This is a genomic window from Pantoea sp. B566, from assembly GCF_024793925.1.
GTDB lineage: Bacteria > Pseudomonadota > Gammaproteobacteria > Enterobacterales > Enterobacteriaceae > Pantoea > Pantoea ananatis.
In genome coordinates this window covers 2173211-2195995 of sequence record NZ_JANUQL010000003.1, presented here as the reverse complement: position 1 = coordinate 2195995, position 22785 = coordinate 2173211, and the positions used below count along the sequence as shown (strand labels likewise).

General features: G+C 53.4%; 27 protein-coding genes. 26 read left to right on the top strand and 1 reads right to left on the bottom strand.

Translation table 11 applies throughout. The features are described from left to right. Positions 1-79 precede the first annotated feature (79 nt). The 7 genes from NYE92_RS11915 to NYE92_RS11885 all read left to right on the top strand — a co-directional run bounded on the left by NYE92_RS11915 (position 80) and on the right by NYE92_RS11885 (position 8777). The gene (locus NYE92_RS11915; protein WP_259019025.1) at positions 80-625 is read left to right on the top strand and encodes a hypothetical protein; all 546 of its coding nucleotides are present in this window, start codon (positions 80-82) and stop codon (positions 623-625) included. A gap of 198 nt (positions 626-823) precedes the next feature. Further along, positions 824-2368 carry a methyl-accepting chemotaxis protein gene (locus NYE92_RS11910; RefSeq protein ID WP_013027297.1) on the top strand — a complete coding sequence of 515 codons (1545 nt, stop codon included), beginning with the start codon at positions 824-826 and terminating at the stop codon, positions 2366-2368. Positions 2369-2823: 455 nt separating this feature from the next. Continuing rightward, a complete protein-coding gene (locus NYE92_RS11905) occupies positions 2824-4302 on the top strand; it encodes a SulP family inorganic anion transporter (protein ID WP_259019024.1) in 1479 nt (492 codons plus the stop codon). A 212-nt stretch (positions 4303-4514) separates the two neighbouring features. Next, the gene (locus NYE92_RS11900) at positions 4515-6020 is read left to right on the top strand and encodes a transcription antiterminator (protein ID WP_230957776.1); all 1506 of its coding nucleotides are present in this window, start codon (positions 4515-4517) and stop codon (positions 6018-6020) included. Further along, entirely contained in the window at positions 6013-6486 is a 474-nt protein-coding gene (locus tag NYE92_RS11895; RefSeq protein ID WP_013027294.1) for a PTS sugar transporter subunit IIA, read from the top strand. Before NYE92_RS11900 ends, NYE92_RS11895 begins: the two co-directional genes overlap by 8 nt. 20 nt (positions 6487-6506) lie before the next feature. Continuing rightward, entirely contained in the window at positions 6507-7916 is a 1410-nt protein-coding gene (locus NYE92_RS11890; protein WP_015699473.1) for a PTS fructose transporter subunit IIC, read from the top strand. A gap of 3 nt (positions 7917-7919) precedes the next feature. Next, positions 7920-8777 (top strand): ketose-bisphosphate aldolase, encoded by an 858-nt coding sequence (locus tag NYE92_RS11885; RefSeq protein ID WP_259019021.1) that lies wholly within the window; start codon positions 7920-7922, stop codon positions 8775-8777. 206 nt (positions 8778-8983) lie between these two features. Here the strand turns inward: NYE92_RS11885 and NYE92_RS11880 are convergent, their stop codons facing one another. Beyond that, positions 8984-9568 (bottom strand): phage repressor protein, encoded by a 585-nt coding sequence (locus NYE92_RS11880; protein ID WP_014594661.1) that lies wholly within the window; start codon positions 9566-9568, stop codon positions 8984-8986. A gap of 423 nt (positions 9569-9991) precedes the next feature. Here NYE92_RS11880 and NYE92_RS11875 point away from each other — a divergent pair, with 423 nt between their 5' ends. The 19 genes from NYE92_RS11875 (at position 9992) to NYE92_RS11785 (ending at position 22756) form a co-directional block, all read left to right on the top strand. Continuing rightward, positions 9992-10360 (top strand): hypothetical protein, encoded by a 369-nt coding sequence (locus NYE92_RS11875; protein ID WP_014604958.1) that lies wholly within the window; start codon positions 9992-9994, stop codon positions 10358-10360. A gap of 66 nt (positions 10361-10426) precedes the next feature. Next, positions 10427-10645 (top strand): DUF2732 family protein, encoded by a 219-nt coding sequence (locus tag NYE92_RS11870; RefSeq protein ID WP_014604959.1) that lies wholly within the window; start codon positions 10427-10429, stop codon positions 10643-10645. Further along, complete coding sequence (locus NYE92_RS11865) at positions 10645-10872, top strand: TraR/DksA C4-type zinc finger protein (protein WP_014594660.1); 228 nt, start codon at positions 10645-10647, stop codon at positions 10870-10872. The genes NYE92_RS11870 and NYE92_RS11865 overlap by 1 nt, the downstream gene beginning before the upstream one ends. Continuing rightward, on the top strand, positions 10869-12932 hold the full coding sequence (locus NYE92_RS11860) for a replication endonuclease (protein WP_029569174.1): 2064 nt from the start codon (positions 10869-10871) through the stop codon (positions 12930-12932). Before NYE92_RS11865 ends, NYE92_RS11860 begins: the two co-directional genes overlap by 4 nt. Positions 12933-13196: 264 nt before the next feature. Then, on the top strand, positions 13197-13364 hold the full coding sequence (locus tag NYE92_RS11855) for a hypothetical protein (RefSeq protein WP_227008678.1): 168 nt from the start codon (positions 13197-13199) through the stop codon (positions 13362-13364). A gap of 692 nt (positions 13365-14056) precedes the next feature. Continuing rightward, entirely contained in the window at positions 14057-14260 is a 204-nt protein-coding gene (locus tag NYE92_RS11850) for a tail protein X (RefSeq protein WP_014604961.1), read from the top strand. A gap of 5 nt (positions 14261-14265) precedes the next feature. Next, positions 14266-14490, top strand: coding sequence for an HP1 family phage holin (locus NYE92_RS11845; protein ID WP_014604962.1), 225 nt, complete (start codon positions 14266-14268; stop codon positions 14488-14490). Continuing rightward, on the top strand, positions 14474-14983 hold the full coding sequence (locus NYE92_RS11840; protein ID WP_024471098.1) for a lysozyme: 510 nt from the start codon (positions 14474-14476) through the stop codon (positions 14981-14983). The genes NYE92_RS11845 and NYE92_RS11840 overlap by 17 nt, the downstream gene beginning before the upstream one ends. After that, positions 14980-15414, top strand: a complete 435-nt coding sequence (gene lysB / locus NYE92_RS11835) for an Rz-like lysis system protein LysB (RefSeq protein WP_029569173.1) — start codon at positions 14980-14982, stop codon at positions 15412-15414. Before NYE92_RS11840 ends, lysB begins: the two co-directional genes overlap by 4 nt. After that, a complete protein-coding gene (lysC, locus tag NYE92_RS11830) occupies positions 15296-15571 on the top strand; it encodes an Rz1-like lysis system protein LysC (protein ID WP_227008744.1) in 276 nt (91 codons plus the stop codon). The genes lysB and lysC overlap by 119 nt, the downstream gene beginning before the upstream one ends. After that, positions 15501-15971: a phage tail protein gene (locus NYE92_RS11825; protein ID WP_014594656.1), complete on the top strand. Its 471-nt coding sequence runs from the start codon at positions 15501-15503 to the stop codon at positions 15969-15971. Before lysC ends, NYE92_RS11825 begins: the two co-directional genes overlap by 71 nt. A gap of 92 nt (positions 15972-16063) precedes the next feature. Next, complete coding sequence (locus NYE92_RS11820; protein ID WP_013027279.1) at positions 16064-16648, top strand: phage baseplate assembly protein V; 585 nt, start codon at positions 16064-16066, stop codon at positions 16646-16648. Beyond that, positions 16645-16995: a GPW/gp25 family protein gene (locus NYE92_RS11815; RefSeq protein ID WP_013027278.1), complete on the top strand. Its 351-nt coding sequence runs from the start codon at positions 16645-16647 to the stop codon at positions 16993-16995. The genes NYE92_RS11820 and NYE92_RS11815 overlap by 4 nt, the downstream gene beginning before the upstream one ends. 3 nt (positions 16996-16998) lie before the next feature. Further along, positions 16999-17907, top strand: coding sequence for a baseplate assembly protein (locus NYE92_RS11810; RefSeq protein WP_013027277.1), 909 nt, complete (start codon positions 16999-17001; stop codon positions 17905-17907). Continuing rightward, the gene (locus NYE92_RS11805; protein WP_014604966.1) at positions 17900-18433 is read left to right on the top strand and encodes a phage tail protein I; all 534 of its coding nucleotides are present in this window, start codon (positions 17900-17902) and stop codon (positions 18431-18433) included. Before NYE92_RS11810 ends, NYE92_RS11805 begins: the two co-directional genes overlap by 8 nt. Positions 18434-18502: 69 nt before the next feature. Continuing rightward, positions 18503-20050 (top strand): phage tail protein, encoded by a 1548-nt coding sequence (locus NYE92_RS11800; protein ID WP_014604967.1) that lies wholly within the window; start codon positions 18503-18505, stop codon positions 20048-20050. Next, entirely contained in the window at positions 20050-20583 is a 534-nt protein-coding gene (locus NYE92_RS11795; RefSeq protein WP_014604968.1) for a tail fiber assembly protein, read from the top strand. Before NYE92_RS11800 ends, NYE92_RS11795 begins: the two co-directional genes overlap by 1 nt. Positions 20584-21061: 478 nt before the next feature. Then, complete coding sequence (locus NYE92_RS11790) at positions 21062-22231, top strand: phage tail sheath protein (RefSeq protein ID WP_014594650.1); 1170 nt, start codon at positions 21062-21064, stop codon at positions 22229-22231. A 12-nt stretch (positions 22232-22243) separates the two neighbouring features. After that, the gene (locus NYE92_RS11785; RefSeq protein ID WP_013027271.1) at positions 22244-22756 is read left to right on the top strand and encodes a phage major tail tube protein; all 513 of its coding nucleotides are present in this window, start codon (positions 22244-22246) and stop codon (positions 22754-22756) included. Positions 22757-22785: the final 29 nt, after the last annotated feature.

Genomic DNA, 22785 nt, shown 5'->3' with positions numbered 1-22785 from the left:
GGGATGCTGGCATGCGCATGCATAAAAATTAAAGTGATAACGCTTAACGCGACTCAGTTTCTCTCGCGCAGCGCTAATTATGAATGGCGGCAGTCTGGCTCCTGTTATCTCACCCGCAAACCCAAACCTCAATCCAAACCCAAACCTCAATCCGAATCCAAACCTCAATCCGAATCCAAACCTCGATCCGAATCCAAACCTCAATCCGAATCCAAACCTCAATCCGAATCCAAACCTCGATCCGAATCCAAACCTCAATCCGAATCCAAACCTCAATCCGAATCCAAACCTCGATCCGAATCCAAACCTCAATCCGAATCCAAACCTCAATCCAAACCCAAACCCAAACCCAAACCCAAATCCAAACCCAAACCGTCATCGCTACCGGTTTCGTTGCCATGATAGCAGCGGTGATCGTCAGGCACAGCCAGTGACTTATCCTTTCGTTATCCTGTCCGTTGCACAAACCCACTCCCTGGACAGTCTGCGGGTCTTCCTGACCGGACAATCGCGGCTGACAGCAAAAATCCATAGCGTTAAGCCCATCAATCAGCAGAGTATGCCGCAGCAACGACGTTTTATATTATTTTTCTTAATCGAAAAGGAAGCATGGAATATTTTTTAATAAAGGGTTGGTTGGTGATATTTATTTTTTCATGGCGCTATAGAATATAAAGTCGCATTCGTCAAATTATTAAAGGAAATTATTATAATAACATAATTATCAATGTCTTATATTATTATAACTATTATTTATGATTTTTTTACTGTGGTTTTTATTATTTCAACCGATACCTGTTTCCTAACATAAACAGGAGTCCCCATGAAAATCTCTACGCGTCTCACTATCAGCTTTGGCCTGTTGATTACGTTATTCATTATCTGCACCTCGGTGGCCTATAACGGCCTGAATAATGCCCGTAATGGCATGGACAACGCCGTCAATGTCAAAATGAAGAAATACCGTCTGGGGATGGAAATGTACGGCGGGTTACGTGATATGGCCGTCATCGTTCGTAACCTTGCCCTGCTGACCGAAGCCGACCAGATGCAGAAGGAATGGCAGCGTATTGTCACGCAAAAAGCCCGTTATATTGAAAACCGCGAACGGCTTGCTGCCATGGTCGCCGAAGATTCAACCCCGCAGGCCCGGGAAGCCTTCGACAAGATCGTCAGCAGCGAAGGCCCCGTTCTGGCCGTGCTGGATCACGCAGGGCAGTTAGGCCTGCAAAATAAACAGCAAGAAGCGATAAGCTACCTGATAAAAACGGTCAGGCCGCTGCAGGGCCAGTTGCTGGAGGCCCTCAAGGAAATGACGAACATTCAAATGGAAGACAGTGAGCGGTCGGTTGAAAACACCAGTCAAAACGTTCACAGAGCAACCACAATCTTAATGATTCTGGCCTCGCTTTCCGTGGCGATTTCAATTGCGGCGGGCTTCATCATTACCCGAGTATTGATGCGCCAACTGGGCGGGGAACCGGCCCAGGCCCAGGCACTGTCTGCGGCCATCGCCAGCGGCGACCTCACAGCGCCAGTCATACTCCGCCACAACGATTCCAGCAGCCTGCTTGCCTCGCTGGCTAACATGCAGTCCAGCCTGCGAAGTCTGGTTACGCAAATCAAAGAATCGGCAGGTTCGGTCGCCTCCGCCTCGGACGAGATCGCCCAGGGCAATACTGAGCTGTCATCACGCACTGAACAGCAGGCCGCAGCCCTGCAGGAAACGGCGGCCAGTATGGAACAGTTGACCGCGACGGTGAAAAGTAATACTGCCAGTGCTCAGCATACCGCCACCGTTGCCAGAGAGGCTGCAACCCTGGCACGCACTGGTGAGTCAGAGGTGCAGTTGATGTCTCACACCATGAATGAAATCGCATCCAGTGCTACCAAGGTTCGTGACATCACCGGCGTGATTGAAAGTATCGCGTTCCAGACAAACATCCTGGCGTTGAACGCCGCTGTCGAAGCGGCGCGGGCGGGTGAAGACGGACGCGGATTTGCCGTTGTTGCCGGCGAGGTCAGAACGCTGGCGCAGCGAAGCGCCACCGCAGCTAAAGAGATTAAAGAACTTATCGAACGTGCCGTAGAGCAGGTGGACAGCGGCGTGCACGTCGCGGCCGGTACGGGTGAAAGCATCTTAAAAGTCGTGGGCATGGTGAACGAACTGGCGGGCGCAATGGATGAGATTTCGATGGCGTCCTCGGAGCAGATGCAGGGCATTTCTCAGGTCAGCATTGCGGTCAGCCAGATGGACGGGGTCACCCAGAATAACGCGGCACTCGTCGAAGAGTCTTCGTCTGCTTCGCAGTCCCTGTCTGAACAGGCACATTCATTACGCGGTATGGTTGAGGCATTCAGAGTGTAACGACGCGCCGAAGCGATGCGTCACGCCTGGCTGACCGTTCATTTATGCGGTCAGTCAGGCTATATGCGCCTGCGGCACGCAATGTTATAAAATCAATAAACAGCAGTTTTACAAGCGCTTATTGAGGATTTCTCCCGCCGCTGGCCGGGAGTGCCTGGGCTGTAAGGCAAATTCAGGCTTCCAGTGCGGGTGATTTTTTGTGTAAAGTAGTTAGCTGAACAGGGCGTTGCCTGAGATGACCCGGCAATGTTACTGCAGTGCCTTGCTGCAGCCAGCCCATGCTGATAAGGAGTTTTTAACCGTCATGCGTATCACGCCACCCTGAGTTTTATCCCTTCCCTGTCGTCCCGATCCTATTCGGACGCACTTCATTGACATCCCGTCTGTGGATGTGACGCTTTCTGTCTGAAATCTGCCCTTTTGGGCGAACTGCATTCAAAATTTGAGAAAATACTATGTTGCTGTCCTCGACGAGTAAGGACTGGCTGGGTAACGTCCGTGGTGACGTGCTGGCTGGTATTGTTGTCGCGCTCGCGCTGATTCCTGAAGCGATCGCTTTTTCTGCCATCGCAGGTGTCGATCCTCAAGTGGGTCTTTACTCCGCCTTCTGTATTCCGGTTGTCATGGCTTTTTTTGGTGGGCGTCCGGCGATGATTTCCTCATCCACCGGCGCGATGGCGTTGCTAATGGTGACGCTGGTCAAAACGCACGGGCTGCAGTATCTGCTTGCCGCATCGTTGCTCACCGGCGTACTTCAGGTCATTGCGGGTTACTGTAAACTCGGCAACCTGATGCGCTATGTGTCGCGTTCGGTGGTCACGGGATTCGTTAATGCGCTGGCCATTCTGATTTTCCTGGCGCAGTTGCCTGAACTCACTCATGTCACCTGGCATGTTTATGCGCTCACCGCCGCCGGCCTGGCGATTATTTATCTTTATCCACTGTTCGACAAAACACTGCCGTCACCGCTGATCTGCATTGTGATTCTGACGGCAGTTTCATTGTTTCTGCACCTGGATGTGCGAACCGTGGGCGATATGGGCAAACTGCCTGACAGCCTGCCCATTTTTCTGCTTCCCGACGTGCCTTTGAACATCGACACCTTGTTGATCATTTTGCCTTACTCCGCAGGTCTGGCCGTGGTTGGCTTGCTGGAGTCGATGATGACGGCGACCATTATTGATGACATGACGGACACCGCGAGCGACAAAAACCGCGAATGTAAGGGGCAGGGCATTGCCAACATCTGTACCTCCTTCATCGGCGGAATGGCAGGCTGCGCGATGATTGGTCAGTCGGTGATCAATGTAAAATCAGGCGGTCGTGGACGGCTTTCCACACTCACGGCGGGTATCACGTTGCTGGTGATGGTGGTGTTTCTGCGCCAGTGGGTATCTCAGATTCCCATGGCGGCACTGGTCGCGGTCATGATAATGGTTTCGATAGGTACCTTCTCCTGGCGTTCGGTGTCGACGTTACGCACCCATCCTCTCTCAAGCAGCGTCGTCATGATAGCTACCGTCCTGGTCGTGGTTTTTACCCATAATCTTGCCTTTGGCGTCATCGTGGGCGTGCTGATTGCTGCATTAAATTTTGCCACCAAAGTGGCACGCTTTATGGCGGTCAGTTCCACGCGATCAGGCGATTGTCGCCATTACGCCGTTACCGGGCAGGTATTTTTCGCCTCCGCCGATCGCTTTGTCCGCAGCTTTGACGTTCAGGAGGATCTGGAAAAGGTGGTGATTGACGTAACCCATGCCCATTTCTGGGATATCACGTCTGTCAACGCGCTTGATCGGGTGGTGGTTAAATTCCGTCGGACAGGGACGGATGTCGAGATTCGTGGCATGAACGAGGCGACAAAAACCGTTGTCGATCGTTTTGGCGTACATGACAAACCCGAAGAAGTTGAAAAAGTCTTTGGCGGACATTAACCGCATCGGGCCTGATGTTCAGGCCCGCTCTTGCTTTCACGCCGCGACACACTGGTGTTTGCACGAATGGAACCGGGTTAGCAGCATTGCAGGTGCACTGTTCACTATTATGGTCATATCGACGCCATGGTTTGGTATTTCTCTACCGGAACAAGGCAGATATAACGGTAATGACCGAGCATCTGGATCACCTAGCGAAGCCGGGAGTCAACGTGCTGACCCAAAGACAAAAGGCATTAATTCATCTTTTAGCTTCCCAGGGCGAATGGCGCTCGGCAACAGATATTGCCCGGACGCTGAAGGTTTCAGCCAGTACGCTGCGCCGCGATGTAGATTCCGTTAATCACTATTTCGCCGACAAGGAGAGCCGAATCCTCAGCAAACCCGGGTTGGGATTGTTGCTGGAAAATGGCGTCGCCTTACCCGTGGATCTGCATGGGGAAGAGGTAAAAGGTTTGTTGAAAAATAAAAGGCTGGTCGCCATCACAACAGACTTGCTTACCTGTTCTCCATCACCGCTCACGCTGAGCGCATTGGCGGAAAAATATTTTATCAGCCGCTCTTCCATCGTGGCAGATTTACGAAAAATTGAGGTCTGGTTAGCGCCTTTTTCACTGCGCATCGCGCGTAGCCATAGCGGAACCTGTATTACCGGCAGCGACCGGGATATTCGTCTGGCGCTGAAAGAGATTATTACCTTCAGCGTGATGAGTGGTTACCCTGTCGCCGACAGCCGCATCGATCGTTTTTCGCGCGTTCAGCTGGTGGCGGAGTTTGGCAGCGACAATGTGGCCTGCTGCATTAATCTGATCACCTACATTGAAGAGGCGCTGCACTGCGCCATTAGCGAGCCCTATTATACCAACCTGTTTTCCCATCTGCTGGTGACGATTAAAAGAGCGCTTAACGGCACGCCACCCGCGCCAGCGGAGTCGGACATGGCAGGTTACAACAATCACGAATGGTCAGTCGCCCGGCAAGCGGTCAGATGGCTGGAGGAAAATTACGCGGTCTCCTTCGCGCCCGTTGAGGTTCATTATATTTATCAATACCTCATCTCGTCGGGTCGGCATCCGTTTAGCGCCGGTTTTCCCTCTCCATCGCACTACGACGAAGACGCCGTGAACTACGCCACGACCTTAATCACCCGGCTTTCTTCGTTATTAAGACAGAATATTGGCAGCGACAGCGTGCTGCTTAACGCGTTGGTGTCACATGTGAAGCCCATGCTTAATCGGCTGGCCTACCGCATTGTTATTCACAACCCGTTGCTGGACGAGATACGTAAAGAATTTGCCGCGGTATTTAACGTCGTCAAACAGGCCGTGTTGCACCTTAATCAGCAGTGGGGGCTTCCGACAGCGTCGGATGATGAGATTGCCTATCTGACTATTTACATTCAGAACGCGTTAGAAAAGTGTCATGCAACTAAACGCGTCATGCTGGTGTGCTCCAGCGGCATTGGTACATCTCAGCTGCTTTCCAGCCGAATCAGCCGGGCCTTTCCCGAATGGGAGATCGTGGATATTGTGCCGGGTGCCCGCCTGAACGAAGCCATTAAGAAAGTCAGGTGCGATTTAATTATCTCCACGATCAGACTGGAGGAGACTGAACATCCTGTGGCCTATGTTTCTGCCCTGTTTTCAAACAGAGATGTTTTGCGGGTGATGGAGTGCCTTAATAAAGAAGATAATGCTAACGGAGTAACGGATGCATAATAAAATTGTTGTGGCCGATCTGTTAAGTCAGACCTGTGTTTTTATGAATCTAAATGCAAAAAATAAAGATGAGGTTATTGAGAAATTAACGCAAAGCTTGTGTGAATTAAATATTATCAGCAACAAAGAAGGTTTTATTCATGACGTCATGCTGCGCGAAGCATTAGGTTCTACCGGCTTCGAAAATCAGATAGCGATCCCGCATGGAAAATCGCAGTGGGTGAACGAAACCCGGATCGCGGTAGCCAAACTGGCGTCCCCCGTGGAATGGGAAACCATGGACGATTCGCCGGTCAGCCTCGTGATTCTGTTTGCGGTTAAAGAAGCCGACAGCGGCGCGGGACATATAAAGCTACTGGCAAAAATTTCAATTGCCCTTGGCGATGATGAAGTCGTTGAGGCATTACTAAACGCACAGACAAAAGAGGCCTTATTTAATTTATTAGTTAATAACACCCAGGAGTAAGCCTTTCACCGGGAGGAAAAATGAATATTATTGCGATTACCGCCTGTCCCACAGGCGTAGCACACACTTATCTGGCGGAAGCCAATTTAAAAAAGAGCGCAGAGAAAAAAGGCATAACGATCCTTGTTGAAACACAGGGTGCCGTTGAAAGTGACTATATTTTCACTGAAGAGGATATTAAACGTGCTGATATCGTGCTTATTGCCGCGGATAAAAAGATTGATTGCTCCCGCTTTATCGGCAAAAGCATGATTACCGTGTCCGTTACCCGAGCCGCGAGAGATGCCGCTGGATTACTGGACGACATTTTATCCGGAGCCTTAACCGGCGAAATCTGTTCCGCCTCATCAGAAGACGTAACCTTGCAGGGCAGAGACAAAGACAAAAAAGCGGCGCTGTCGAGCATCTATGTGCATCTGATTACCGGCGTCAACCTGATGATCCCCTTTGTCGTGGCTGGCGGGATATTAATTGCCCTCAGTTTTTCTTTTGGGATCACTGCCGCCACGCCAGGCGATCCCCTCTATAACCCCATTGCAAAGATGCTGTCCGATATTGGTGGCGGTGCCGCTTTTGCGTTAATGCTGCCGATTCTTTCACTGGGCATCAGCAAGTCGATTAGTGGCAATATGGGGATTGTGTCGGGCGCGGTGGGCGGCATGTTAGCCATTCATACCGGATCGGGTTTTCTTGGCGCCTTACTGGCGGGCTTTATGGCGGGCTACATCACGCTGCTCGTGGTGAAGTACATCAACTTACCCAAGGCCATTGCCGGACTTAAACCCATTCTGATTGTGCCACTGTTAAGCGTGTTCCTGACCGGTGCGCTGATGATTCTGGTCGTCGGCCAGCCCATTAAGCTTCTGTTACAGAGCCTGACTACCTTCCTGACGGATATGGGAAATGCCAACGCTGCTATCTTCGGATTGCTTATCGGAATGATGGTGGCTTTCGATATGGGCGGGCCACTTAACAAAACCGTCTGTATGTTCGCGATTGGATTGATGTCGACCGGAATCTACGAACCCATCGCAGCATGCATGGCTGCGGGAATGGTTCCTCCCTTGGGCATTGCCCTTGCCACCACCCTTTTTAAAAAGAAATTCAGCGTTCAGGAGCGCGAAACCGGCAAGGTCACCTACGTGCTCGGCCTCTCTTTTATCACCGAGGGGGCCATTCCGTATGCCGTGGCGGACCCGCTTCGCGTCATTCCCGCCATTGTGGCGGGCTCGGGGCTGGCTGGCGCACTGTCAATGATGCTCGGCTGTGCTTCCCGCGCACCGCATGGCGGGATCTTCGTTATGTTCATACCGAACGTCATTACCCATGTCTCAGCCTACCTGTTTGCCATTCTCGCCGGTGCGCTGTTTACCGCACTGATCCTCAGAGTGATTAAAAAAGATCATCCGCAACATTTACCGCAGGAGTGAATTATGTTGATAAATATGAAGGCGTTACTGAAGGTGGCGCAGGAGAATCAGTTCGGCGTCGGTGCCTTCAACATCGCCTCCGCTGAGTTTGCCCGGCTGGTCATTGAGGTGGCGGAATCCCTGCAATCTCCCGTCATCCTGGAAGTGCATCCCGATGAGCACGCTTTCGTCGGCGACAGTTTCATCGCCTATCTCAGGGAGCTGGCGGTTAACGCTTCCGTGCCGGTGGTGATTCATCAGGATCACGGCCAGACGCTGGCGCATATTTTAACCGCCATCCGCACCGGCTATACTTCGGTCATGATCGATGCCTCAGGCTTGCCATTTGAAGAGAATATCGCGCTGACGCGTGAAATCACCGCCATTGCCCACAAGGTTAACGTCTCGGTAGAAGCCGAACTGGGAACGATTGGCGTGGCAGAGGGGAGCGCGGAAGGGGGGCACAGTGAAATTCTCTATACCGATCCCGACCAGGCGGAGCGGTTTGCCAGAGAAACCGGAGTGGATACGCTTGCCGTGGCCATCGGCACGTCGCATGGTTTGTATCCTGCGGGTAAACAGCCTGTACTGGATATTTACCGTCTCAAAGCCATCAGACAGCGGCTGACAATTCCGCTGGTTCTGCACGGCGGCTCGGGCAACAAAGACAGCGAGGTCGCGGAGTCGATTAAGTATGGCGTAGGGAAAATCAATATCTCCAGCGATATGAAGAAGGCGTTTTATGTCGCGCTGCAGGAAGAATTGCAGTCAAACGGACATGAACCCAGCGCACTCTACGTGCGCCCGATGGCGGCGGCGAAAGCCGTTGTCGAGCACAAGATGCGGCTTTTCTCTTCAGCGGGGAAGGCCGGACTGTATTAAGCGTTAACGCTGGCGGTAACGGGCGAGCCACGGTTAAACCTGTATCGACCGGGGAGCCAACCTCAGCGATCAGCAAGCCGCTTTAGTGGGAACCCCTTGCCGCTAAGAGCGGAGCGGGCGGCCTGAGGCAGGCGGCCCGCGTTGTACCGCATTCTGTGAGTAACGCTGAGGCCGTGATAAGGCGTTGCCGTGCGCAAGACGCCGGTTTATTGAATTGTCAGAACCACGCGGCCAATCAGCCTGATATCATCAATCCCACAATCAAACGCTACGCCGATGCCGCTGACGTGCACCTTCCTGACCGGAATGCGCGTTAGTGTCCTGACGCTGGCGGTTCCTTCAATTTCGACCAACCAGACGCCGTCATGCATATCTTCAAAATCGGTATCGATGATGTACTGGGTGGTTTCCGCCAACAGTAAGAAAGCACTGCGCGGTTCCTGTTTCAATGGCGCGTATAACGCTTTATCCAGCATCACATAACCCGCTTCCTCGATTTTGCCGCTGATTAGCTTTTTTCTAATCAGTGTGGGCGTGTCGGGTTTGCTTTCAGAGAATTTTGAGCCTTTGCCTGTGATCAACCATTGCAGGTCTGCGCCCGTTTCCATCACGCACTGTAAAACGATATCTGAAGGAAAAACATCACGTTTATAGCGTGCAGACAGGCTACTTGCTGCAATTCCAAGGTGATCTGCAAGCTGCATTTTCATGGTAAAGCCGTAGGCATCGACAACGCGATCCAGAGCTTCTGCGCTCGAGTTCGGAAATTTGAAATTAGTATAAACGCTCATTTTTATTGACACTTAGATTTAGTCTAAGTATCCTCCAGTTTAAGTTAGCCTTTGAATGATGCAACAGGGTGCGGCTTTATCTGATAACTCAGGATTTTGCCTGATGAGGCTCATTTTTACAATCATCAAGCCAGAACCTTATTGTCGCAATGAGATGCAGGGCTAATGCAGTCAGCGCACGTGGAGAGGCGCGTAAAAGCGCGCTTTCAGGGTCGAAAGCGCTCTCAGGCCGCGGCTGGCGCAGCAACGCGCCCTGTCCGGGGCAATCTGGGGGGGAACCGTCTGCGCACCTGCCGTTTCGCTTAATGCTTAACGAGCGTCATGGATGAGACAGGCGCGAATCCGCCGCCAGTAAAACGTCACTGTAATAACGATGAGGGTATTGATTCGTCAAAACCCGCTGCAACGTTTTCGGAGGAGCCTATGAACCGCACTGTCCAGGTCATCAGTCAGTCATCTGCCGGGCCACGTTTCACCGCAGAGCAAGACTGCCACAGCGAAAAAATGACGTTTGATGCGTTTCGACAGCACTGGCGCTTGCTGCGCGATCACAACCGAAACCCATCGCTTCGCTATTTTAATCGTCAAAATGATGACTTTAAATTTTGCGTATTAACCCTGGCTAACCGCGACTGCCCGGGCATGTTCAGGCTGGAAGACATTGGCAGGCCTTTCCAGTTTTTTGACCAGGCGCGCCGTGAGCACATCATTTTAGCAATGAATAAGCTGGCCCGCTGGGGAAACATGTTGCCGCGTCAGTTCTCAACGGCTGACTGCTTTCTGCCTGAATAAATAAATCACCCCTGAAGTGATGACGTAAACCCGTCGGGCATGCCTTTGCCCAAAATCTGGAGAGAAATGATGAATACCGAGACACATCCAATGAACGACGCCATGGCCTTTACCCTCAATAAACTGCTCGATAATGAGCGTAAAGCCTGTGCGCTGGCCGTGGCGAAGCGGCTGAGTGCGATGGCAGCGCACATTACGCGGCAGACGCTAAACGGCATCGAAGCAGCAGAGCTGTTGCGATCTGAAGCTGAGCGTTATGAAAACGAATCAGGTGAGATGCGCTAATGGCAGATGCAATCGATATTGCGCAGCAGCGCAGCGAGGAAATCCTGGCGCAAAATATCGCGCAGGTTACGCAACGTCCTGTGGCGATCGGCGCCTCGCTCTGTGAAGAGTGCGACGCACCGATTCCTGAAGCGCGCCGTCGTGCGCTGCAGGGCGTGACCCGCTGCCTCTCCTGTCAGGAGTTGAGCGAGCTGAGAGCACGTCTTCACTACGGGAATACGCGATGATGTCGTTCGCTTACCCGTGGAATGCCCCGCGGCTGGCGATAGCCAGCCCGTATCTGACCCATGACCAGCAGCAGCACCGTCATCGACAGATTGCGGCGTGGTTGCACGGACAGAAAATTCTTCGTGCCCAGCCCAGCATTGTCCAGATGGACGTGAAACGTCGTCTTGCCAGTCTGGAGCAGCAGCAGGGAACAGCCCGGGCCAATGCCTACTTAGCAAAAACCTTTGTTGAGCGCACATTGCCACGTGTTGACGCTGTTAACCGACGTTATCAACTGCATGATATGCGCACGGGCGTTGTCGCACAGCTGACCCGCAGCATGTCCTGCCCGCAGGGCGCAGCCAGAGCCGCCGGCACGCTGTGGGAACTGATGAAACGCTTTAACCGCCTTGCGGATATGTCCCGTGCCGACACTGATGTGTTGGCAGGGGATATCGCGCATTTCATTCACGCGGAGCTGGTGCAACTGCACACTCACGCCCAAACCGATACGGACTACCGTTATACCCACAGACTGTATATGACCGCGGCGGTGATCACCCGTGAGCTGGGTCAGACGCCGCCTTTATGGGAAACCGTCAGCGCCCGCGTATTCTGCCCTGAAGCGGTGACCTCGGCCATTCTGCGTATGCAGGCGGAAAAATGGTGGAAAGGTCAGCTGCGTCGTATCAGTGCCTTCTGGCGTGAACATCTGCATATCGCCCTGGCGAACGTCAATAAAACGCATTCCCCTTATGCCAGCCTTATGGCCGTAGCGGAATGGCGTGAGCAACGCCGCCGTACCCGTGATTTCCTCCAGGGAATGGATCTGGAGGATGAAGAGGGCAACCGCATCAGCCTGATTGAAAAATACGACGGCAGCGTAGCCAATCCGGCTATTCGCCGTGCTGAACTGATGACGCGTATTCGTGGCTTCGAAACCATCTGTCAGGATATGGGCTTTCGGGCCTGCTTCTACACGTTAACCGCGCCGTCACGCTATCACGCGACCTTGCAGAGTGGTCACCGTAACGCTAAATGGACGGGGGCCAGCCCGGCCGAAACACAGCGCTATCTCTGCTCACTCTGGCAAAAAGTGCGGGCTAAACTGCACCGTGAAAAGATCAGTATTTTTGGTTTACGGGTTGCGGAGCCGCATCATGATGGCACGCCCCACTGGCATTTGCTGATGTTTATGCGCCCTGAAGACGTTAACCGCGTAGACGAGATCCTGCGCCATTACGCCTGCCAGCAGGACAGTGAGGAACTGAACAGCCCAAAGGCGCGCAAAGCCCGTTTTCACGTCGAAGCGATCGATCCGGCGAAAGGCAGCGCGACCGGCTATGTTGCCAAATATGTTTCTAAAAACATTGACGGCTATGCGCTAGAGGGCGAGCGGGATAACGAGAGCGGTAAACCGCTAAAAGAGACAGCGATGGCGGTGTCGGCATGGGCAGCACGCTGGCACATCCGCCAGTTTCAGTTTATTGGAGGTGCGCCCGTAACAGTTTATCGCGAACTTCGCCGCGTGGCGGACACCGAAACCGCGCATGGCCTGAGCGTGGAATTCGCCGCGGTGCACGATGCGGCCGATGCCGGTCAATGGGCCGACTACATCAATGCCCAGGGCGGCCCGTTCGTTAAACGCGACGCGCTTGCGGTGCGCACCTGGTACCAGCCCGCCGAAAGCTGTAATGCGTTTGGTGAGGAAATCCAGTCAATTAAAGGCGTTTACGCCACTGCCGTTGGTGCTGATACGCCAGTCCTGACGCGGTTAAAGCTATGGAAGCTGGTGCCCAAACGTGCTGAAGATACGGGCGACGAAAAAAGCCAGTCCGCTTCGTTGTCTTGGAGTTCTGTTAATAACTGTACGGACCCCGTAAGCCGTTTTTATGCCAGAAGTGAGGTCTCTGACGATCTGCGCACAGATCCGTGGCGCAGAGGTCACCAAGGCGAAAGGGCTTCCAGGTTTATCTGCCGGGCTTCGCCTTTACGCATTCCTGGCCCTGTTTCAGGCCACGACAGAGGCGATGCTTCTCCTGCAGCCCAGCCAACGGTGAGGATTTCTTTTTCGCCCTGACGTGACGAAAAGACGGAGTGAAAACCTGCTGTTTTGGATGGGTAAATGAGGAAAATCTATTGATTTTTCTTACGCTTCTGGCGTAAGTGTGCCTTCACCTGTCTGGCAGGCAGTACAACAAAAGTTGATGCCTATCAACATGATATAATTTTTTACGAACTATCTTAAAACGCTTCCACAGTTAATGAATGCTATGATACTGTATGTATGTACAGTATTTATTTGGGGGAGGGAATTGTGGGAAATGAATTACATGAGCGAGTCATGCTTGAACGCGTCGAACTTATCGCCAGGCTTACCAGTGAAGGAGCCTGCCGGGAGCGTGACAGGGAAATCGCGTTAAATTTGATCGCTGAAATCGCTGCGAACTACACCCTTTCCGATAACCACTTTTCTGTTGTCTTTGCGGCGACGCCTTTAAAAAAATCATGATGGCGACGCGTTCACTGTGACATCAGGACGGTTGTCCGTTGCCTGAGCCATCTTAACGGATGAGAGGGTTCAGGCGCGGGCAACAGCAAAACCGCGCCAGTACGTTTTATCGCTGACATTGCGTCATGACCGACCGAAAACGCCGGGCATCTGCTGCCTGCAGGCGTTTGCAGCAACCCCTGTTCGCCAGGCGTAGTCTTCCCCCACCTTTACTGAATAACGTTATCCCGGCCGCTTTCCTGTCAGCGTTCGCGGCAATCTTTTGGTTACTGCCCCTTTCCTGTTGCTGGCTTACGACCTCTCCCGGTCGTCGCTGTGAAAGCAAATGTGCTCACGTCATCCCAGCGCTTTCGCGACCCTTCCATCGGCGCCCGCATTCGGGGTGTAACCCTCTGCCCGCCCAGCCTTGAGCGGACGGCCTTGCGTTGAGCAAGCGCCTGCTGAGGCACACACTACTTCTGACAAGCGGCAGGCACAGCAATCTCTGGATCGCTCTGCGCGAAGGCCAATGCACATCGCGTATCCAGGTTATCTGGATTCGGCTTCAGGGCGGTTTGGTGGCCCGACGGTGCAATTCTCTGAACAGGTTTCTGTTGGCCAACGGGGCCTTTATTGCCTGTCACCACGACAGCGGATGTTCTCAACTTATCGCCTACTCGACCATGGCTTTTACGCTCATAAGGGGCCAATCAATGCTGATTTACGCACAACAGGAAGAAACCGTTGATGAGATCTGCTGGCGTTACTACGGACGCACGCAGCAGGCGGTTGAACAGGTTTATGCCGCCAATCCTGGCCTGGCAGAACAAGGCCCAACATTACCGCACGGATGCAGAGTGGTGTTACCGGAGCTGCCTCAGGCGGCCACGGGTGAAACCCTCAATCTGTGGGATTAGCGCCAATGGAAAAAATCAGTTCTCTGATTAATTACCTCATCGGGATCGTCCTGATGTGGTTTGGACGTCACACACCGCAGGATATCGCCTTTATGGTTGGCTCTGGCGTCGCCGTTTTGACCATGTGCACCAACGTTGCGACGTTTTTTATCAACTGGCACTACCGTCGCAAAACTTACGAGCTACAGCAGCGCAACTTACAGGGGCTTAACTTTGAGCCAGACCGCTAAACGTTGCGCCGTGGCGGCCGTACTGGCCCTGGCCGCGTTGCTACCGCAAATCAACATGCTGAAAACCTCTGAAGCCGGCCTGAAGCTGATTGCCGATGCAGAAGGCTGCCGCACCTCGCCCTATCAGTGCAGCGCCGGCGTCTGGACCAACGGCATTGGTCACACGCAAGGTGTTACCCCGACCAGCGTGGTGAACGAGCGCCAGGCCGCAGTAAACCTGGTTTACGACGTGATGCGCGTTGAACGCGGGATCGACCAATGCATGCCACGTGAAATGCCGTACCAGGTTTATGACGCGGTGGTGTCATTCGGTTTTAACGTTGGCGTGCACGCCGCCTGTCACTCAACGCTGGCGGGATTGATCAACAGCGGCCGCTGGCACGATGCCTGCCTGCAGCTTAAGCGCTGGGTATATGTCAAAGGCACCTACAACCCGGGCCTGGATAACCGTCGCCAGCGCGAAATGGCGTGGTGTTTAAAAGGAGCGGCATGATGCGACTGGTTGCACTGGCGATCGCCATTTTGCTTATTGCCCTGGGCTTAACCGGCTGGCGCCTTAGCGTGATGACTCATCAACGGGATGAGGCACAGCGCAGGGTGAGTACGCTGACGGCTGACGTCAGCAGCCGTGACAAGGCGCTGGCCCAACTCGATGCGGATATCCAGGCTAGCCGAAAACGCGAGGCGGCGCTGCGGTTGCTTCAGAACCAGGCCAGCGCGCAGGCGCTCCATCGTGAAACCATTATCAGAAGAGAAACCGATGCCAATCCCGCTTTACGTGTCTGGAGCGCTGCTGCTTTGCCTGCTGACGTTATCCGGCTGCACAGCCGTCCGGCCTTCAGCAATGCCCGAGATTATCTGGACTGGTTGTCCACGCGTGACAAGTTGCCCCATTCCGGAAAACAACCTGCAGACGCAGGGTGATTTGGCGGCGGATAACCGCCAGTTAGAGGCTGCGCTCGCATCGTGCGGGTTGCAGATTGAGATGATTAAAGCGTGCCAGGAGCAGCATGATGTTGAAAGCGACCCAACTACGCCAGGTGCTGATAAACAGCGTTCCGCTGCTTCAGCAAAATCCTGACAACCTGACGATAGCGATTCAGTCCGGAAACCTGGTTTCCACGCTGGCCAGCTCGCTGTCGTTTGAATACCACTTCCAGCTGGCCGTCACGATTACTGACTACGCAGAGGATATCGATCTGATCATGGTTCCCCTGCTGACATGGCTTCGGGAAAACCAGCCCGACATCATGGTTTCGGATGAGAAACGTCGCACCGGCTTTACCTTCACCCTTGAGGCAACCGGCGATGGGCGCAGTAAGGTGAATATCACTCTGCAACTGACCGAACGCGTCTGGGTTGAGCAGCAGAACGGCGCATTACACATCACGCATCTGCCAGAACCGGCTATGCCGGAAAATGTTGAGCGCCCCTGGCAGTTGTACATCAAAGGCAAGCTGGTCAGCGAATGGAAAACATAGCGATAACCCTTATCCGCTGACGCGCTGTTTAGCCATCCCTGGGTAAACGGCATTCGATTGCCGCTTTTCTCCTGCAACGAGAAACTAATGCCATGAACGAGCAAATATTAGAAATCAAGCGCTTGCTGCGCAATATGGTCCGCATTGGCACCGTTGCCGCCATCAATCTGGAGGCGGGAACCTGCCGGGTAAAAACCGGCGATAACACCACTGACTGGCTGCACTGGCTAAGTGCCCGGGCGGGAAGAACCCGTTCATGGAATGCGCCGTCGCCAGGCGAGCAGGTGCTGATCATAAGCCTGGGCGGTGAGCTGAACAGCGGCTTCGTGTTACCCGGCGTGTTCTCTGACGCCAGCCCGGCGCCCTCGGCCTCTGCCGATGCGCTGCACTACTCTTTTCCCGATGGTGCGGTCATTGAATACGAGCCTGCAACCGGCGCGCTTAAAGCCGAAGGGATTCAGACGGCGACGATCAAGGCGGCTGTCAAAATCCTGCTGGATACGCCAGAAGTGGAATGCACCACGTTACTGAAAACCGCCACGCTGGAAGTGACCCAGGGCGGCACCATGAAGGGCGATGTGTCGCACAGCGGCGGCAGCTTCGCCTCCAACGGCAAAGTGCTGCATACGCACCAGCATCCGGGCGACAGCGGTGGCACCACAGGAGCACCATTATGACAACAGCACGCTACACCGGCATGAGCCGCGAAACAGGCGTAACCCTCGTTGAGCTGGAGCATATCCGCCAGTCCGTCCGTGACATTCTGACGACGCCGCTGGGATCGCGGGTGATGCGCCGTAACTACGGTTCACTGCTGTCGGCGCTAATCGACCAGCCGCAGAACGACAGGTTGCGCCTGCAAATCATGTCGGCCTGTTATATGGCGATCCTGCAGTGGGAGCCGCGCATCAGCCTGACTGCCATTAATTTTGAATCTGCGTTTGACGGCGGGATGGTGGTGGAAATCACCGGCAACCGTGCGGACACCGCGCAGGATTTTTCGTTAACCGTCCCTGTGAGTTGAATCATGCCTACTATCGACCTGAGCCAGCTGCCTGCGCCAAACGTGGTGGAAACGCTGGACTATGAAACGCTGCTTGCCGAACGCAAAGCCACCTTGATTTCGCTCTATCCTGCAGACGAGCAGGCATCGGTTGCTCGGGTTCTGGCGCTGGAGTCCGACCCGCTGGTGAAACTCCTGCAGGAGAACGCCTACCGGGAAGTCATTCTGCGTCAGCGCATCAACGAGGCGGCCAAGGCGGTGATGGTGGCCTGGGCCAACGGCAGCGATCTGGATCAACTGGGCGCCAACAACGGCGTGACGCGGCTGGTGCTGACGCCGGCGGATAATACCGTTACGCCCCCTGTTGAGGCGGTAATGGAGCGGGATGAAGACTTCCGCGCCCGCATTGCCGCCGCGTTTGAAGGGCTGAGTGTTGCGGGGCCGTCCGGCGCTTACGAATTTCATGCACGCAGCGCCGATGGCCGCGTAGCCGATGCCTCGGCTATCAGTCCCTCTCCCGCCAGCGTCACGATTACCGTGCTGTCCCGCGAAGGCAACGGTGCGGCGGGCAGCGACCTGCTGGCGATCGTGAATGCCGCGCTAAATGACGAAGATGTCCGTCCGGTTGCTGACCGGGTTACCGTCCAGTCGGCTCAGATTGTGGATTATCGCGTTGACGCCACGCTGTATTTGTATCCCGGTCCCGAGGCGGAGCCCATCCGTGCCGCATCCGAGGCGAAGCTCAAGGCATTTGTAAACACCCAGGCACGTTTAGGCCGCGATATTCGCAAGTCTGCGCTGTATGCCGCGCTACATGTAGAAGGTGTACAGCGCGTCGAACTGGCCCAGCCGGTGGCCGATGTGGTGCTGGATAAAACTCAGGCCGCGTTCTGCACCGGCTACCAGATCACGGTAGGAGGTTCCGATGAGTAAACGCCTGCTGCCAACGGGTTCATCAGCCCTGGAAGTTGCCGCGGCTGAAGCCTGCGCAGCGCTGGAGTCCATTCCTGTTCCTTTGCGCCAGTTATGGAATTCGCAGACCTGTCCGGTAGAGCTACTGCCCTATCTGGCCTGGGCCTGGTCGGTGGATCGTTGGGATTCGGGCTGGAGCGAAAGCACGAAACGCAGCGTGGTTGCTGCATCGGAATATATCCATAAACACAAAGGGACGATTGGCTCTCTGCGTCGTGTGGTGGAGCCGATTGGCTACCTGATCCGTTTCACCGAATGGTGGCAAAACGATGGGGTTCCGGGCACCTTTCGCATCGATGTTGGCGTGCAGGAAGCCGGGATTGATGAGGCAATGTACAACGAGCTGGAGCGGTTAATTGCTGATGCAAAACCGGTTAGCCGACATTTGATTGGATTGTCTATCAATCTTGATTCAACGGGTTCTTTACCTGTGACTGTCGCCAGCTATAGCGGTGACGAATTAACCGTTTATCCCTTTATACCTTAATCAACACCGCAGGCGGTTCAGGTTACACCGTGCAGCGGTCCATCTTAATGATCTGACGGAAGTGAGAGCATGACAACGAAATATTTTGCCCTACTGACCAATCAGGGCGCGGCAAAGCTGGCCAATGCCGCAGCCCAGGGTACTCAATTGAAGATTACCGAAATGGCTTTGGGCGATGGTGGAGGCAGCCTGCCAACACCGGACCCCGCGCAGACCAAACTGATTAGCGAAAAGCGCCGTGCCGCACTGAATACGCTGAAAACTGATACCGCTAACAGCAACCATATTATTGCTGAACAGATTATTCCAGAGGACGAGGGTGGCTTCTGGATCCGCGAGATTGCCCTGTATGACGACGACGGCACGATGGTTGCCGTCGCGAACTGCGCGGAAACTTACAAGCCAAAGCTGCAGGAAGGCAGCGGTCGTACTCAGACCGTGCGCATGATTCTGATCGTAAATAGTCCCAGTTCCGTTACGCTAAAGATCGACCCTTCGGTTGTGCTGGCCACGCGGCAGTATGTGGATGATAAAACGATTGAGGTAAAAGGCTATACCGACGACGTGATGAAAAAACACGTCGAGGCAGCCAATCCTCACCCTCAGTATCTACAAACGGCTAATGCATTAGCGGAGATTAAAAATGCTGGATTGATGGCTGAAGCCCGAAAAAATCTTGAATTAGGCAGTGCGGCCTTGAGTGAGATCCAGACTTCAAAAGATGATGTTACTGCTGGACGTGCACTGGTTAACGGTGGGGCGATTGCGGTACGGACTGTTTACGCTCGTGGAGAAGGCGACAGCGCTTACAAAGACACTAACGATCTATCAGCTAATGCTGTCAGTTTTGTCTATTCCTCAGCTAAAAACTCGCCGGGTTTCGAGGCATCTTTGTTGGACTTCTCAGGACATACAGGGAATTATCGCGTCCAGCTTGCTGCCAGTTACGCAAATGGTAATCACTTTAAAGTCCGTACAATGAACGGCGACAATCAGACCTGGAATGACTGGTATGAGTTATATCATACAAATAATAAACCTACTGCCAGAGATATTGACGCAGTTCCTGTCGCCGGGGGAACTATGACAGGTGAGCTTAGTACGACAAGTCTAAATAGCTATCGTATTCGCACCGATAATAAGGCGTTTTTTCTCCGCTTTGATGGCAACGATTTTTATATTTTGAAAACGGTAAATGGCGATCCTGATGGCTTATGGGATAACTCCCGACCGTTGCGCATCAATGCAAATGATGGGCGGCTGTATTTGGGTGCAAATACACGTATAGAAGGTAATTTCTACGCCCAGGATGCGTGCTTTCAAACGGACGGTAATTTATATGGAAGCGCTTGGGGCGGTTGGCTAAGCGACTGGCTCAATTCACAACTCGCTGCGATACGGAATGCGGCAAGTGATGCTCAGGCTAACAGAGTGACGGATATACGCTTAACAGCAGAGCACCAGGTCGGTGCTAACGGCATCACGGATTATCGCAATGCGAATACCGTATTAACCGGTTTTACCAATGGTGATGCTGATTATTCCGCAGAAGGGCTTTTCTGGAGCTATATCCAGTATTACAGAAGTGGTCAATGGATAACGGTGGGACGCTCATAATGATGAATCTTAAAAACTTTAAACGTGGTGAACCCAGAACCGAGCAGCAGAAAGCGCTGGCACAGGGCGGTGCATGGTTTTTGTTCGATGAAGACGGTAATGAATGGTATGAAAGTCAGAAATTGTTTTCGCCAGACACTATCAAAATTGCGTATCGTGAAAAAGGGATTGTCGCGGCTATTGCGAACAATTTTACCGATGTATCCTCTTTATTTCCTGATGGGCTTAGCGTAACGGAGATTGAAAATACGGAGCAAAACCGTCTTGCCGATAATACCGGTGGTTGGGTGTTTGACGGTAAGGGCATTGTAGAGCGGATTTATACGGAGCAAGAGCTGACGGCTTTTGCAGAAGCTGAAAAAGCTAAGCGACTTGTCGCAGCATCTAAAGTCGTTGCGCCGCTTCAGGATGCCGCAGACTTAGAGATGGCCACTGATGAAGAAAAAGCCCGTTTACTTTCCTGGAAAAAATATCGGGTAATGCTTAACCGTGTGGATACAGCCAAACCCGACTGGCCTCAAGCACCAGAGTAGCATGCTGGAAATTTGAGAGCTGGTTGAGCAGGATGACATTCTTCGCTCTGCATCTACTACGCTGCGGCGATATCCTTCATCAGTCATTAACGGATGAATTTATCGCGCGGCGTATCACTTCATTACAATTAACGGTTTCACTCATCACTTCCCAGACCTTAAGTTTTAGCCCCAGCTGAGCCATTTGCAGTAACGTCAAATCCTGTTCTTTATTTCCCCTGTGCCCCTGTTCATACGCTTGGATATATCATGAAAAGCGAACCTCATAAAAACTTCTGTTAAAAAGAATCGTTGAGTCATTAAGTTTAATATTTACAATGGGTTATTTTTTTTCGTGCGCTGTCTGGCGCTGAGAATCCTTCACTATAATTGCGATTAGTTCAAGTGCTGTTTAGTCATATGCCAGCAAACCGCAATCGAATGCATCCTTTTCACTGACCTGACACTCTGAGCACACCCACAACACGGAGTGCTACAGATGTCTGATTTTCATCACGGTGTCCGCGTCGTCGAAGTCAATGACGGTACACGCACCATTTCAACAGTTTCAACCGCCATTGTTGGCATGATCTGCACCGCAGAAGATGCTGATGCAACGGCATTTCCTCTTAACACACCTGTTCTGCTGACCAACGTGCAGGCAGCTATCGGTAAAGCCGGTACCAAAGGCACCTTAGCGGCCGCGCTGCAGGCGATTGCTGACCAGGCGAAGCCGGTAACCGTCGTGGTTCGCGTTGCAGAAGGCGCGAGCCAGGCTGAAACCACCTCTAACCTGATTGGCTCGACGGATGCGAACGGTAAATACACCGGCATGAAGGCGCTGCTCAGCGCGCAAACGCAGCTGGGTGTTAAACCGCGCATTCTTGGCGTGCCGGGTCTGGATTCGCTGGAAGTGGCGACAGCGCTGGCCAGCATTGCCCAGCAGCTGCGTGGCTTTGCCTACGTGTCCGCCTGGAACAGTAAAACCATCTCTGACGCCATGAAGTACCGCGAAAACTTCAGCCAGCGCGAGCTGATGGTGATCTGGCCAGATTTTATTGCCTGGAACACGGCAACCAATAAATCTGAAATGGCTTATGCCACCGCACGTGCGCTGGGCCTGCGCGCCAAAATTGACAACGACACCGGCTGGCATAAAACCCTGTCTAACGTGGGCGTCAATGGCGTGACGGGTATCTCTGCAGATGTTTTCTGGGATCTGCAACAGACCGGCACCGATGCCGATCTGCTGAACGAAAAATGTGTGACCACGCTGATTCGCAAGGACGGTTTCCGTTTCTGGGGCAACCGCACCTGCAGTGACGATCCACTTTTTGCCTTTGAAAACTACACCCGTTCAGCGCAGGTGCTGGCCGATACCATGGCGGAAGCGCACATGTGGGCCAACGACAAACCGCTGACGCCAGTACTGGTACGCGAAATCATCGCCGGTATCAATGCCAAGTTCCGTGAGCTGGTCAGCGCCGGTTATCTGCTGGGCGCCAACTGCTGGTACGACGAAAGCGCCAACGATAAAGAGAGCCTGAAGGCGGGTAAACTGTTTATCGATTACGACTACACGCCGGTGCCGCCGCTGGAAGATCTGACCCTGCGTCAGCGCATCACCGATACCTATCTGGCGAACTTCGCCGCATCCGTAAACAGCTAAGGAGCCGGATAAATGGCACTGCCACGTAAACTCAAGGGGTTGAACCTCTTCAACGATTCAAACAGCTATCAGGGCATCGTCACCGCAGTTACGCTGCCGAAGCTGTCACGCAAGCTGGATACCTACCGTGCTGGCGGTATGAACGGTGCGGCATTCATTGATAACGGCCTGGACGATGCGGCACTCGATATGGAGTGGACGCTGGGCGGGATGGATGAGCTGGTATTAAGCCAGTGGGGCGCGATGGCGAACGTACCGTTGCGTTTCACCGGTTCTTATCAGCGTGATGACACCGGCGAAGAAATCGCCGTGGAAATCGAAGTACGCGGTAAGCACCAGTCCTTTGACTTCGGTGAAGCCAAACAGGGCGAAAACACCGAAACCAAAATCACCAGTAAAAACACCTATTTCAAACTGACTTGGAATGGCAAAGAGCTGATCGAAATCGACACCGTCAACATGGTGGAGAAGGTCAACGGCGTCGATCGTCTGGAACAGCGCCGTAAAAACCTCGGCCTGGTGTAATAACAACGGCCGGCGCGTCCTGCGCTGGC